The following is a 13,260-nucleotide window of genomic DNA, read 5'->3' as shown; positions in this document are numbered from 1 at the left end:
CGTTCACCTTGATCCCCCTGCTCGGGCCTGCCGCAGTGTCAAGATGGTCAGATGGACGGCGAAAACATCCAAAGCGACACGGGACTCGGCAGCGACTTCGACGACGACTTCGACCCGTATGACTTCACTGACGACCCTGCGTTGCCGGAGGATCGCTTCCTCGACCGCGAATTGAGCTGGCTGGCATTCAACCAGCGGGTGCTCGAACTCGGAGAAGATCCCGACATCCCCGTGCTCGAACGGGCGAACTTTCTCGCCATCTTCGCCAGCAACCTCGATGAGTTCTTCATGGTGCGGGTCGCCGGCCTGAAGCGTCGCATCCTCACCGGCCTGGCCGTGCCGACCAACGTCGGGCGGGCCCCTGCCGACGTGCTCAGCGACATCTCAGCTGCCGCACACGTACTGCAGGCCAGGCACGCCGCGGCATTCCAGGATCTCGTGCGTCCCGCGCTGGCCGTAGCCGGCATTGATGTCGTCAGCTGGGATTCGCTGCACGCCGACGAACAGGAATCGCTGCGCGACTACTTCGCCAAGCAGATCTTCCCCGTGCTGATGCCGCTGGCCGTCGATCCTGCACATCCCTTCCCCTACATCTCGGGCCTCTCTCTCAACCTCGCGGTGCGCGTGCGCAACCCGAAGACAAGCAAGCAGGAGATCGCCCGCCTCAAGGTGCCGCAGATGCTGCCGCGCTTCGTGCGCGTTGACCGCAGCGAGTCGGTCGACAAGGTGCGCTTCATCACCCTCGAAGACCTGATGGCCAACCACCTCGGCGACCTGTTCCCCGGTATGGACATCCTCGAGCACCACATCTTCCGCGTCACCCGCAACGAAGACGTCGAGATCGACGAAGACGAGACAGAGAACCTCATCCAGGCCCTCGAAAAAGAGCTGCTGCGCCGCCGCTTCGGGCCGCCCATCCGGCTCGAGATCACCGAAGAGATGGATGACATCACTCTCGACCTGCTGGTGCGCGAGCTCGATATCACCACCCAGGAGGTCTACCGACTGCCGGCACCCCTCGACCTCGGCGGGCTCTTCGACCTGTCGCGTATCGATCGTCCCGACCTGCACTACCCGAAGCACGTCCCGACGACGGCGGTGCAGCTCATGCCGGCCGAGCCGAATTCAGCACCGGATGTCTTCAGATCGATCAAGCGCGGCGACATCCTGTTGCACCACCCGTACGAATCGTTCGCGACAAGCGTGCAGGCCTTTCTTGAGCAGGCTGCCGCTGATCCCGGTGTGCTGGCCATCAAGCAGACGCTGTACCGTACCTCCGGTGATAGCCCCATCGTTGAGGCACTGATTGCCGCGGCGGAATCAGGCAAGCAGGTGCTCGCCCTCGTCGAGATCAAGGCCCGCTTCGACGAGCAGGCCAATATCTCGTGGGCACGCAAGCTAGAAAAGGCCGGCGTGCACGTGGTCTACGGCATCGTAGGCCTGAAGACGCACTGCAAGCTCGCCCTGGTTGTGCGCAAGGAGGGTAAAGAACTCCGGCACTACAGCCACATCGGCACCGGAAACTACAACCCGAAGACAAGCCGCATTTACGAAGACCTCGGGCTGCTCACCGCAGACGACCAGGTGGGCAAAGACCTCACCCGCCTGTTCAACGAGCTCTCCGGCTACGCGATCGAGAAGAAGTTCAAGCGTCTGCTTGTTGCCCCGCTGCACCTGCGGAAGGGACTACTCAAACGCATCACCGACGAGACGGCCAACGCCGCAGCCGGGCTGCCGTCTGGCATCCGCATCAAGGTCAACTCGATGGTCGACGAGGCAATTATCGACGCGCTCTACCGCGCAAGCCAGGCCGGTGTACCCGTCGACGTGTGGGTGCGCGGCATCTGCAGTCTGCGACCGGGAGTTGAGGGCATGAGCGAAAACATCCGCGTGCGCTCGATCCTGGGGCGCTACCTCGAGCACTCGCGCATCTTCTCGTTCCACACCCTCGGCGACCCGCAGGTCTTCATCGGCAGCGCCGACATGATGCACCGCAACCTCGACCGCCGCGTCGAAGCCCTGGTACGCCTGACCGACCCTGAACACCTGCAGGAAATCGAGGGATTGTTCGAGCGCGCAATGGACCCGCGCACCTCGTCGTGGTGGCTCGACAGCGACGGAGCCTGGGTGCGTCACGCCAGGGACGATTCGGGCCATCTGCTCGACGACATGCAAAATAGGCTTATGCAACAGATCGGAAATCGCAAGCGTTCGGCTGCCAGGCGATGACGGACACGGCGGTTTACGCGGCCGGTGCAGTGTGCTGGCGGCTGGTTGATGGCAAGGTTCAGATCCTTGTCATCCACCGCACAGTGCACGGCGATGTCACCATCCCCAAAGGCAAAGTCGACCCGGGTGAATCCCTGCCGGAGACCGCCGTGCGCGAGATCAAGGAGGAGACCGGCCTGACCATCAGGCTCGGGGTTCCGCTGGGCATCTCGAACTACAACATGCCGAACGGCCGCGACAAGATCGTGCACTACTGGGCCGCCGAGGTGACCCCGGAGGCGATCATGCGCTCAACCTTCGTACCCAACGGCGAGGTCGCAGCTCTCGAATGGGTGACCATCAAACGCGCCCGCACCTACCTCAGCTATCCAGCGGATGTCGAGATCCTCGACGCCTTCGCCCATCTCATCGACAACGAGGTCACGAGCACCTTTGCCCTGATCGTGGTCCGTCACGCTAAAGCCACGCCGCCGAGCAGCTGGCACGGCCCCGACGCGACCCGTCCGCTGACCGAGCGCGGTGTCAAGCAGGCCGCAGCCCTGGTCGGCACCCTTCGTGCGTGGCGCCCCAAACGGATCGTGACGAGTAGTGCGACCCGATGCGTGACGACCGTCGTGCCGCTCGCCGCGGCATCCGGTATCGACATCAAGCGCACAGACCTCATCAGTCAGGATGCGTGGGAAGCCGGCACTGCCGACATCCGACACGTCGTCGGCAAGCGGGTCCGGTCGCGGAAGAACGCTGTGCTCTGCAGCCACGGCCCGGTGTTACCTGACATTCTCCGGGAAATCGCGCTGGCCACCGGAACCACACTGGGCGCATACGTCACGGATGCCGCCGACCTGGAGACCGGCGGATTCTCAGTCGTTCACCTGTCAAGTGACAACCCGAGCTCGGGAATCATCGCGATTGAGACCCACGCGCCGAGGGTCTGAACCACCCTTTCGGCGATTGTCGTTCACCTCCCGTTTACCTTGAAGCAGGAGTGTCGTTAAGTGCAGGGCTTAGCTTCACTTGTGGGCCAGCACCGGCCGCACTTGCATTCAAACCCTCGAAAGGGATTCACGTGAACTTCAAGCGTTATGGCCGCCCAGCGGTCATTGCTGTCGCAGCCGCTCTTGCACTGTCATCATGTGCAGCAAATGAGGGGACGGCGACGACTGAGTCCGCAGCCCCTGAGAGCACCCTCTCCGGCACGATCAACGCCGCCGGCGCTTCGTCGCAGGGCTCGGCCCAGGAAGCATGGATCGCTTCCTTCCAGACGGCAAACCCGAACGTCACAATCAACTACGACCCGTCGGGCTCCGGCGCAGGCCGCACCACCTTCGCCGCAGGCGGATCAGACTTCGCCGGCTCGGACTCGTACCTGAAGGATGAGGAACTGGCAGCCGGCTTCGCCAGCTGCGCCCCCGGCACCTCGGCCGTCGACCTGCCGGTCTACATCTCCCCCATCGCAGTGATCTTCAACGTCGATGGCGTGACCGACCTCAACCTTGACGCCTCGACACTCGCCAAGATCTTCAAGGGCGACATCACGACCTGGAACGACCCGGCCATCGCCGCGTTGAACCCGAAGGCGAAACTGCCGGCAACGCCGATCACCGCCGTGCACCGCTCAGACGACTCCGGTACCACCAAGAACTTCACTGACTACCTGGGCCAGGTTGCACCCGATGTGTGGACCGAGAAGGCAGCAGATGCCTTCCCGTTCCAGACCGGTGAGGGTGCACAGGGCACCTCCGGTGTCGTTGACGCAGTCACCAACGGTGTCGGCACCATCGGCTACGCCGATGCATCCCGTGCAGGCGACCTCGGTGTCGCCAAGATCAAGGTCGGCGACGAGTTCGTCGGTTACACGGCTGAGGCTGCAGCTGCAGTCGTCAACGACTCCCCGCTGGTCGAAGGCCGGGCAGACGACGACATCGCCATCCAGATCGACCGTCTCACCACCGACCCGACGCACTACCCGCTCGTCTTGGTGAGCTACGCCATCGTCTGCACCGACTACGCAGATGCAGCGCAGGGTGAGCTCGTCAAGTCATACGTTGGCTACATGGCCAGCGCTGAGGGCCAGGCAGAGGCTGCCAAGTCCGCCGGGGCTGCGCCGCTCTCCACTGAACTGCAGGACAAGGTCGCAGCCGTCATCGCGACCATCAAGTAAATACGGTTTCACCCTTGCCCGGACGGGGTTTCTCGTGCAGATGCATGAGAAAGCCCGCCCGGGCACACTGGGGTTCAGCCCATAGCTGCTTCCTCACATCCCACCGACTCCAACCCATGATTCAAGGAGACGCCAGGCATGACCAGCGCAGTTGACACCGGGCCGCGAAAGACGCGCGTCGCGGCTAAAGCCAAACAGCGGCCGGGAGACCAGGTCTTCTCCACGCTGACCGTCGTCGCCGGCGGCCTCATCCTGGCGGTGCTCGCTGCAGTTGCGGTGTTCTTGTTCGTGCAGAGCCTTCCCGCTTTCACTGCCCAAGCCACCGACTTCAAGGGCGACTTCTCCAACTTCTGGTCTTATGTGCTGCCGCTGGCATTCGGCACCCTCTGGTCGGCATTCCTCGCCCTGCTCATCGCCGTTCCGATCGCCATCGGCATCGCCCTCTTCATCTCGCACTACGCCCCACGCAAATTGGCACAGGGCCTCGGGTATCTCATCGACCTGCTGGCTGCTGTGCCTTCTGTCGTTTTCGGCCTCTGGGGCATCGGAGTGCTCGCACCGATGCTTCAGCCGTTCTATACCTCGCTCGTCGAGTGGTTCGGCTGGATCCCCCTCTTCGCCGGCCCCGTGTCCGGAACCGGTCGCACAATCCTCACCGTCGCCATCGTGCTTGCCGTGATGGTGCTGCCGATCATCACCGCGATCTGCCGTGAGGTCTTCCTGCAGACCCCGGTACTGCACGAGGAAGCCGCACTCGCACTCGGTGCAACGCGCTGGGAAATGATCAGGATGGCCGTGTTGCCCTTCGGCCGCCCCGGCATCATCTCGGCCTCCATGTTGGGCCTTGGCCGGGCACTCGGCGAGACGATGGCGGTTGCCATGGTGCTCTCCCCCAGCCCACAGATCATCTTCCAGCTGCTCACGTCGCAGAACCCCACGACGATCGCGGCCAACATCGCCCTCAACTTCCCTGAAGCGCACGGCGTCGGTATCAACATCCTGCTCGCCACCGGCCTGATCCTCTTCATCATCACGCTCGCCGTGAACATGCTCGCGCGCTACATCATCAACCGCCGCAAGGCCTTCTCTGGAGCGAACTGATGACGACGGCCACCTCCACCCCCACGTCTCCGGCTCCCTCGCCGACGAACGGGCTCAGCAACTCGCTCACTGCGGGCAAGCTGCCCAAGCGCTCCTCCCTCTGGATCCTGCTCGGCAGCTGGTTCGCCACCGGGCTCGTCTTCGCCGTGCTGCAGCTCTCCGGTGCCACGAGCGGCTTCAACATCGCCGGCACCCTGTTCTTCGGAACCGTGCTGTACTGCTTCGCGATCTACCTGCTCTCGCTGTTCGTTGAGGGCTCACGCAAGGCCAAAGATCGTCTTGTCACCGCCCTCGTCACCTCGGCGTTCGTCGTCGCGCTGCTGCCGCTCGCCTCACTGATCTACACGACAGTCGTGAACGGTCTGCCCGCATTCCTCACGCCAACGTTCTTCACCGAGTCCCAGCGCAACATCGTTGGCGAGGGCGGCGGGGCTCTGCACGCCATCGTCGGCACGCTGCTCATCACCGGTGTGGCCACGCTGATCTCGGTGCCGATCGGCCTGCTTGCCGCGATCTACCTCACCGAATACGGGCGTGGCCGTCTCGCGCGCGGCATCACGTTCTTCGTCGACGTGATGACCGGTATCCCCTCGATCGTCGCCGGCCTGTTTGCCTTCGCCCTCTTCTCGTTGTTGTTCAACGACCCGGGCATCCGCTTCGGTTTCGGTGGCGCTATCGCGCTCTCGGTGCTGATGATTCCCGTCGTGGTGCGCTCGAGCGAAGAGATGCTCAAGCTGGTGCCGAATGAGCTGCGTGAGGCTGCATTCGCCCTGGGTGTTCCGAAGTACTTGACGATCCTCAAGGTCGTGCTGCCGACATCCATCGCCGGTATCGTCACGGGCGTCATGATCTCGATCGCCCGCGTGATCGGTGAAACCGCACCGCTGCTGATCATCTCGGGCTTCACCGCGAGCATGAACTACAACCTGTTCAGCGAGCGGATGATGACCCTGCCGGTGTTCGTGTACACCCAGTACGCCAACCAGGGCGCAGACACCCAGGCCTACATCGACCGCGCCTGGGCTGGCGCGCTCACCCTCATTCTCATCGTGATGCTGCTCAACGGGCTCGCCCGTCTCATCGCCAAAATCTTCTCCCCTAAACTCGGCCGCTAACGCGTCCGCAACCCCGAAGGAACCACTGTGTCAAAGCGCATTGAAGTCAACGACCTCAACGTCTACTACAGCAACTTTCTGGCCGTCGAAGGCGTCTCGCTGACCATTGAGCCCCGTACCGTCACCGCATTCATCGGCCCGAGCGGATGCGGTAAGTCAACGTTCCTTCGCACGCTGAACCGCATGCACGAGGTGATCCCCGGTGCACGCGTTGACGGCGAAGTGCTCATCGACGGCAACAACCTGTACGGCCCTGGCGTCGACCCTGTACTCGTGCGCCGTCAGGTCGGCATGGTGTTCCAGCGCCCGAACCCGTTCCCCACGATGTCGATCCAGGACAACGTGCTGGCCGGCGTCAAGCTGAACAACCGACGCATGTCGAAGAGCGACGGCGACGCGCTCACCGAGAAGGCGCTGCGCGGTGCCAACCTCTGGAACGAGGTCAAGGACCGCCTCGACCGCCCAGGCTCTGGTCTCTCCGGCGGCCAGCAGCAGCGCCTCTGCATCGCGCGCGCGATTGCGGTGCAGCCTGACGTGATCCTGATGGACGAGCCATGCTCGGCGCTCGACCCGATCTCGACGCTGGCGATCGAAGACCTCATCGAGGAGATGAAGTCCGAGTACACAATCGTGATCGTGACCCACAACATGCAGCAGGCCTCGCGTGTCTCAGACCGCACGGCGTTCTTCAACATCGCGGGCACGGGCAAGCCGGGCAAGCTCATCGAGTATGCCGACACCACGACGATCTTCTCGAATCCGACGGTGCAGGCCACCGAAGACTACGTGTCTGGCCGCTTCGGCTAGGTCGCCGGTTTCTCTGGCGGGGTCACGCGCCGAGGCGCCATCCCGCCGAGTGTCGCCGTTTGTGCCGAGAATCGCCGCTGCAACGGCGACACTCGGCCGTAGCGGCGACTCTCGCCGGGGAACGGCCAGCAAGACTACGCCGTGCGGGCCAACAGATATGCGTTGATCGCGCGGGTGAGCTCGGCGTCGACCGGGAACGACTCGCCGTCGAGTTCGGTGACGGCAACGGCCAGGCGCACGCTCGAGACCAGCCAGGCGGCATCCGCTGACCTGAGCTCATCGACGGTGACATCGCGATACTCGGTCGTCTCGCCCTGTGCCTCAAGGTATCCGAAGACGCTCTGCTGGGTGGTGCCGTGCAGGATGGCGCCGCTCGGCGCGGGGGTCACATAGACGCCGTTCGCGCGCAGGATGACGCTCGAGGTCGGACCCTCCATCACGTAGCCGTCTGTGGTGACGAAGATGGTGTCATCGGCACCGCGTCGGTGCGCCTCACGCAACGCCGCCATGTTGATGGCGTAGCTGAGCGTCTTGGCACCCATCAGCAGCCACGGGGCGCGCTCTGCGACGCCGCGCGGGTAGCCACGGTCCAGAGTGACGACCTTGACGCCGTTCTCGCGCACAGCGGCGAAATCGGGGGCGGCGGTTGCGTGCAACCAGGCGGTCGGAGCCGGGCCGGCTTCTACCCCTCGACTGAGAACGAATTTGAGCGAGAACTGCCCCTCGGCTGGCAATGTGCTCACTGCATAGTCGATGGCAGCGCGCCACTGATTCTGATTGGGCGCCGGCAGGTCGCAGATCCGTGCGGAGTTGCTCAGGCGCTTGATGTGCGGCTCGACCTCCTGCGGGTGCGAGTCGACGACGCTGAGCGTCTCGAAGATGCCGTCCCCCCGCTGCGTGCTGAGTTCGGCGACGCGCAGGGCAGGCTCTGACGAGTCGACCTCATGGAACGTGTCAGTAAAGTCGGTGCGCGCGTCATCGGCGGGCACGGGATCGATCAGCAGCGTGTACGGCAGAGGCATGCACAGAGCCTAACGCGCAGGATCGCACCGAAGATTGAAGCCAGGCCGCAGAACGCCTCTCGGCGCGAGGCCGCTCATAGCGGCGAATATTGGAGCCCGGGGTTACTGCGGCCCGACCAGATACCAGTGTAAAGCAGGCCGAGGGCTGAAAGTGACTGTTCGCTGTCAGCTGTCAGCCGAGCCGTCGGCGTGTTGCGCTGACGCGACTGTGCACCTGCTTCTGTGGCGGGGCCGGCGGCTTTAGTCGAGCGAATTCGTCCGCCACAGACGGGCACAGGATGCGAACTCCTGGGCCGTCGTTGAGAAGCGCAGGGCTCGGGTGGTGAGCTCGGTCGATCGCGCGGGTTCGGTGAGTTCGAGATCGTCGGCGACACTCGTGCAGCCCGCTGCGGTGACCCGGCAGAATGCTGCTGCGCGGTCGAGCGCTACGGCGAAGTCTCCCGTGAACAGACCACGCAGGATCTGGTCGGCCAGCACAATGATCTCGGCGGGGCCCGTCGGGGCAGAGGCGCCGGCGACCAGCGGGTCGATACTCGGGACGACCTCTGTTCCGCGCTGGAACAGGTAGGCGATGCCATCCGGATCCTGTCGGATCAGAACTCGCACGAGGTAGATCCGCCAGAGTGCGCCAGGCAGGCTGCGAGCGGATGCCCGTGACCAGAGTTCGGCGACAGCATCGACGCCGTGGATATCCGTGTAGTCGACAAGTCGGTCAACTACTTCAGGGTCGGGATCGTCGCGTACGCGCGCCAGTAGCGCGTGTGCGGTTTCGTGGGCGATCCGGCTGATGAGTGCGGGATCTTCGCCACCCTTCATGCTCTCGAACTTGCTGCCGGAGAATTTGGTGGGCTTATGGAATTCGTCGGCCATGGAATCCACGCTAGATCATTTTGCGCCACGTCAGAACGCACTATTTGGGCGCCAACCCTGCTGCTGGAGGCCTGTCGAATTCGTCAGGCAACAGATCCACGCTAGATTATTAACCGCGGGCCTCTAGCTCAGTTGGTAGAGCAAAGGACTTTTAATCCTTGGGTCGTCGGTTCGAGCCCGACGGGGCCCACCCAGATACCTGACCGGTGAGCGTTAACCAGATCAGACGAAGACACCGTTTACCTATCCCGAGTGTGTCAGCGACAGAAACCACTGCGATACAGAGCCGGAATTATCGCTGATCAACGCAAAAAATTCAATATCTAGCACTGGGGTAGAAAGAGCGTATAACTGAACACAGGGTGACTTCCTTTACTCACACTGAGCGAAGCCACCCCTTCTGATGGTCGGGTGTCTCCGCACCGGGGGGACAGCGAAGACACCCGTCCATTCAGATCACACTGGCAGTTCAAATCGCATACGAGACACCCAGAGATCCATCGGCCAACGACCGACTGACGTCGGTTCCTCCGCCGTATGAGCGCTCATCCAGCATCGCCAATGGGAGCACGTCATCGTCGGTGAACCCGTCTCGCAGCGCCTCACGAATGAGGTCTTCTGGCCTAGCCGGGTATTCCATATTCGACAGAAAATGCTTCATCTGTCTCGACACTCTCATCGTCTTCCCCTTCCGATTCTGCCAAAAATCGTACGTGCATGAACGACGGTTAGCAACGGATTGACCATGCGCTGCCACAGGGGTTGACTGGGGTAACTGTTCAGGCAACCAGGGCAGAAATCCCTTGCGCGATAGTGAAGATCAGCAGCCCGGCCAGCGACCCGACGATGGTGCCATTGAGCCGAATGAACTGCAGGTCCTTGCCCACCATCAGCTCGATCTTCTCCGTCGTCTCCTTCGCATCCCACCGCTCGACGGTCTCGGTGATGACGCCGGCAAGCTCATGTCGGTACTGCTGCACTGCATAGCTCAGCGAATCGGCGATCCAGCGGTCGATGCGGGCGCCGAGCGCGGCATCGGTCGACAGTTTGACGCCGATATCGACCAGGGTGGAGCGCATGCCTGCACGCAGCGCACTCGACGGATCGGCCAGCCCGCCACGAAGAGACGCCTTCACCGACTCCCACGCCTCGCTCGCGAACTCGCGTAGCCGCTCGCTCTCCAGCAGCCCCGTTTTCAGCGCCTCGGCCCGTGCGATAGTTGTGCTGTCGTTCTGCAGGTCGCGCATCAGGTCGGCCAGGTAGCGGTCGATCGCCTCCCGAAGCGGATGCTCTGGATCGGCCTGCACCGTGTGCACGAATGCCAGTACTTCTTTGAAGGCTCGGTCGTCGACAAGTTTGTCGACGAAGCCCGGCATCCAGCTGGGCAGCCTGGCAGACACCGCGCGCCCGAACGCCTCTGGATGCGTGACCAGCCACCCCTCTGCCTTCTCGAGCAAGAGGTCGACTGCGGCGTGCTGCTGGCCCGATTCGACGAGGCGCGACCCTACCCGCCCGATGGCCGGGCCCCACTCAGGCTCGATGAGATGAACCCGCGCGATGGTTTCGATGAGGTCTTTGATGTCGTCGTCGGCCAGCACATCGAGGACGCCGGTGCCTGCGACAGCGAGCTCGCTGGTGACACGCTCTGCGTTCGCGGGAACGCTCAGCCAGATGCCGACGCGCGCCGAGATGCCGATTGACTCGAGTTTGCCGCGCACCACCTCTTCAGAGAGAAAGTTGGTCTCGACGAACTCGCCGAGAGACGCCCCGATCTCGTTCTTGCGACTGGCGATGATGTTCGTGTGCGGGATCTTGATGCCGAGCGGATACCTGAACAGTGCGGTCACGGCGAACCAGTCGGCGATCGCGCCAACCATGCCGCCTTCGGCAGCAGCGCGCACGTACGCGAGCCACGGATAGGTGTCCTGCAGGGCGAATGACACGGCGAAGACGACGGCCATCAGCAGCAGGAGCCCCGTGGCCAGCCGCTTCATGCCCTGCAGCGCGCGCAGGCGCTCCTGATCGGCCGGGCCGAGTGCCACCGGCCTTCCGCTTTGCGGTGTGGCGTCGTCGGCGTCAGTCCCGGCCTGGGTGCTCATTGTGATTCGCCTCCGGTGAAGCCGTGGTGTGTGATGCCCCAGCGCACAGTCCAATCAGCTCCCGGCTGCAGCCAATGCACGCCCTTGCCCGAGTTGAAGGCATCGGCCGGTGCTGTCATGGGCTCGATGGCGACGGCCTGGTGCACGGACGCGGCTGTATTCGCGATCGTCGGGAAGTTACGCGGCGTGTACAGCTGCACAAAACGCATGCTGTCGTCGCCCCACACGGTGAGACTGCGGCCATCGGGGGCCGCGAGGGTATGTTCGACGCGGCCGTCGATGACGGTGACGTCCTCGAAACCGGCATCGAGATCAAGGTCGCCGACGAGTCGCCCTGCACGCAGGTCGAACGGCGTCCCTGCCACGGACTCTGTGCCGATCGGGTTGCTCCGCTCATCGACCAGAATGCGGGTTGCCGCACTGGTCGTCAGGCTGAGGTCACGTGTTGGCACACCGCCGATCTGGAAGTACGGGTGGGCGCCGACGGCGTACGGGGCCGCATCCGCTCCAACGTTCTGTACCCAGTGCGTCACGTCGAGGCCATCAGGGGTCAGCGTGTACGTGACAGTGGTGTCGAGCTGGAACGGATAGCCGGACTGCGGAAAGACCGTGGCCGCGAGCGTGATTGAGTTCTTGGTGCTGGTCACTTCGCGGTAGGGAGCGAAGCGCAGCAGGCCATGGCTGGCGTTCTGCTTCACCGGCTCGGTGAGAGCAAGCTGCCTGGTCACACCGTCGTGGGTCCAGCGTCCGTCGCGGATGCGATTGGGCCACGGCACCAGCACGATTCCGGATGCCATCGGCGGTTGAACTGATTCGGGGAATGTCTCGACCAGGTCAATGCCGTCAACGGCATATGAGCGAAGCCCTGCTGCCACTTCGGTGATCGTTGCAGTCGAGGTCCCGCTCGGCCCCACTGCAACGAGGTGATGTTGATTCCCAGTCGGTGCACGCATGTTCTCAGCCTATTGCGGTTGCAGCACCAGGAGTCCGGCTTCGCGCAATGGGGCAAGTTGGTCGTTCGTGGCGGTGGCATCCGTCACAAGCGTGTCGAATGCCCCGAGGGATCCGATAGTGCCGAGGTGAGCCTGGCCGAGTTTGGACGCGTCGGCGACGACGATCGCCCTGGCTGCAGCACGCAGCATGAGCGTCTTGACCCCAGCCTCCGGCAGGTTGATGTTGGTGACGCCCGCGGTGGCATCCACGCCGTTGCAGCCGATGAATGCCAGATCGGCGTGCACACTGCTGAGGATCGTCGAGGCCAGTGGCTCGACCAGGGAATGCTGCAGCGGGCGCAGGGATCCGCCGGTCACGATCACCGTAAAGCGGGGAATCGCTTGTTCAAGTTCGAGGGCGATGCTCAGTCCGTTGGTGATGATCACGACGTCGGAGAGGTCGGTACGGGCGACGAGTGCTCGGGCGATGGCGAGCGCGGTGGAACCCACATCGAGGATGATGCTCTGTCCGCTCAGCACCAGTGAGGCGGCGAGCGCCCCGATCTGCTGCTTCGGGATAACCGATGACGCGAGCGCCTCTTCAAACGACGGTTCTCGGTCGGTGCGGCCCCTGGTCAGGGCATGAGTCGGCATCGCGCCGCCATGGACGCGGCTGATGTGCCCCGCTGCGACGAGGGCGTCCAGATCGGCGCGGGCAGTCACCCCGGACACTCCGAAGGTCTCGCGCAATTCGCTGACGCGCACAAAGCCGCGCTCATCGATGAGGCGTCGGATCTGCTCGCGCCGCACCGCGGCAGGCACTGTTTCGCGCTCGGCCATGCTGTGCGCATCCGTCGTCTGGTCAACACCGTTCGCGCCACTCACTTTGCTGGCATCCATCGCTTCGCCCCACCTTCATAACAT

At 63.5% G+C, this 13,260-nt stretch carries 12 protein-coding genes and 1 tRNA gene; 7 read left to right on the top strand and 6 right to left on the bottom strand.

Translation table 11 applies throughout. The annotated features are described in order from the left end of the window. Positions 1–51 precede the first annotated feature (51 nt). From ACMT3I_RS00865 to pstB, 6 genes are all read left to right on the top strand, one after another. Complete coding sequence (locus ACMT3I_RS00865; RefSeq protein ID WP_414802553.1) at positions 52–2,229, top strand: RNA degradosome polyphosphate kinase; 2,178 nt, start codon at positions 52–54, stop codon at positions 2,227–2,229. Continuing rightward, the gene (locus tag ACMT3I_RS00860; RefSeq protein ID WP_414802552.1) at positions 2,226–3,164 is read left to right on the top strand and encodes an NUDIX hydrolase; all 939 of its coding nucleotides are present in this window, start codon (positions 2,226–2,228) and stop codon (positions 3,162–3,164) included. Before ACMT3I_RS00865 ends, ACMT3I_RS00860 begins: the two co-directional genes overlap by 4 nt. Before the next feature lie 131 nt (positions 3,165–3,295). Then, positions 3,296–4,390: a phosphate ABC transporter substrate-binding protein PstS gene (gene pstS / locus ACMT3I_RS00855; RefSeq protein ID WP_414802551.1), complete on the top strand. Its 1,095-nt coding sequence runs from the start codon at positions 3,296–3,298 to the stop codon at positions 4,388–4,390. A gap of 138 nt (positions 4,391–4,528) precedes the next feature. Then, entirely contained in the window at positions 4,529–5,491 is a 963-nt protein-coding gene (gene pstC, locus ACMT3I_RS00850) for a phosphate ABC transporter permease subunit PstC (protein WP_414802550.1), read from the top strand. Continuing rightward, positions 5,491–6,606, top strand: coding sequence for a phosphate ABC transporter permease PstA (gene pstA / locus ACMT3I_RS00845; protein ID WP_414802549.1), 1,116 nt, complete (start codon positions 5,491–5,493; stop codon positions 6,604–6,606). Before pstC ends, pstA begins: the two co-directional genes overlap by 1 nt. Before the next feature lie 27 nt (positions 6,607–6,633). Next, positions 6,634–7,413: a phosphate ABC transporter ATP-binding protein PstB gene (pstB, locus tag ACMT3I_RS00840; protein WP_414802548.1), complete on the top strand. Its 780-nt coding sequence runs from the start codon at positions 6,634–6,636 to the stop codon at positions 7,411–7,413. A gap of 134 nt (positions 7,414–7,547) precedes the next feature. Here pstB and ACMT3I_RS00835 read toward each other — a convergent pair whose 3' ends face one another. Beyond that, positions 7,548–8,435 carry an aminodeoxychorismate lyase gene (locus tag ACMT3I_RS00835; protein WP_414802547.1) on the bottom strand — a complete coding sequence of 296 codons (888 nt, stop codon included), beginning with the start codon at positions 8,433–8,435 and terminating at the stop codon, positions 7,548–7,550. 240 nt (positions 8,436–8,675) lie between these two features. Further along, entirely contained in the window at positions 8,676–9,305 is a 630-nt protein-coding gene (locus tag ACMT3I_RS00830; protein WP_414802546.1) for a DNA-directed RNA polymerase subunit beta, read from the bottom strand. Between the two features lie 117 nt (positions 9,306–9,422). Here ACMT3I_RS00830 and ACMT3I_RS00825 point away from each other — a divergent pair. After that, positions 9,423–9,495, top strand: a tRNA-Lys gene (locus ACMT3I_RS00825). Positions 9,496–9,774: 279 nt separating this feature from the next. Here ACMT3I_RS00825 and ACMT3I_RS00820 read toward each other — a convergent pair. The 4 genes from ACMT3I_RS00820 to ACMT3I_RS00805 all read right to left on the bottom strand — a co-directional run bounded on the left by ACMT3I_RS00820 (position 9,775) and on the right by ACMT3I_RS00805 (position 13,236). Beyond that, positions 9,775–9,984, bottom strand: coding sequence for a hypothetical protein (locus tag ACMT3I_RS00820; protein WP_414802545.1), 210 nt, complete (start codon positions 9,982–9,984; stop codon positions 9,775–9,777). Between the two features lie 100 nt (positions 9,985–10,084). Continuing rightward, a complete protein-coding gene (locus ACMT3I_RS00815) occupies positions 10,085–11,404 on the bottom strand; it encodes a DUF445 domain-containing protein (protein ID WP_414802544.1) in 1,320 nt (439 codons plus the stop codon). Then, positions 11,401–12,357, bottom strand: coding sequence for an aldose 1-epimerase family protein (locus tag ACMT3I_RS00810; RefSeq protein WP_414802543.1), 957 nt, complete (start codon positions 12,355–12,357; stop codon positions 11,401–11,403). The genes ACMT3I_RS00815 and ACMT3I_RS00810 overlap by 4 nt, the downstream gene beginning before the upstream one ends. Before the next feature lie 9 nt (positions 12,358–12,366). Further along, the gene (locus tag ACMT3I_RS00805) at positions 12,367–13,236 is read right to left on the bottom strand and encodes a DeoR/GlpR family DNA-binding transcription regulator (RefSeq protein ID WP_414802542.1); all 870 of its coding nucleotides are present in this window, start codon (positions 13,234–13,236) and stop codon (positions 12,367–12,369) included. Positions 13,237–13,260 lie beyond the last annotated feature (24 nt).

This window comes from Leifsonia sp. A12D58 (genome assembly GCF_047530025.1).
In the GTDB taxonomy this organism is placed as follows: domain Bacteria; phylum Actinomycetota; class Actinomycetes; order Actinomycetales; family Microbacteriaceae; genus Cryobacterium.
Note: the sequence above shows the minus strand (reverse complement) of the source record. Positions and strands in the feature narration are given on the sequence as shown.